Raw genomic sequence first — 511 nt, forward strand, 5'->3', positions numbered from 1 at the left:
CTCACCAGCCGAGCTACGGAGGCTCCGGGCGCCGGGTTCAGCTGTCATTAGAGACCTGACCCGCTTGCGTGGTCTGCTCGTAACGTGGCTGCCGGCGCGGGCGTCCCGGTCGGCCTGCGGCGACGAGCGAGGAGACCTTCTTGTCGGAACCCGACAACACCGGCTTCGAGGTGTTCTGCGGCCTGGACGTGGGCAAGTCGGTGCACCACGCCTGCGCACTGGACCGGACGGGGAAGCGGCTGCATGACAAACCGTTGCCCAACGACGAGGCCGCGCTGACCGAGGTCTTCATCCGCCTCGCCGCCCACGGCCGGTCGCTGGTCGTGGTCGATCAGCCCGCCTCGATCGGTGCGCTGGCCGTCGCCGTGGCCCGCTCGCTGGGCATCGAGGTGGCCTACCTGCCTGGGCTGGCGATGCGCCGCATCGCTGACCTGCATCCTGGCCAGAGCAAGACCGACGCCCGCGACGCCCACGTCATCGCCGCACAGATTCGTGGGGCCGCCCGCACCAT

Annotated in this window: 1 protein-coding gene; it reads left to right on the plus strand. The window is 70.1% G+C overall.

Annotated elements, in window-relative coordinates; genetic code table 11:
• Window positions 1–140: 140 nt before the first annotated feature.
• Window positions 141–511 (plus strand): IS110 family transposase (locus tag PSD17_RS20495; protein ID WP_339124183.1); only part of this gene is annotated, 371 nt, incomplete at its 3' end.

Source organism: Pseudonocardia sp. D17, from assembly GCF_036984265.1.
Classification (GTDB): domain Bacteria; phylum Actinomycetota; class Actinomycetes; order Mycobacteriales; family Pseudonocardiaceae; genus Pseudonocardia; species Pseudonocardia benzenivorans.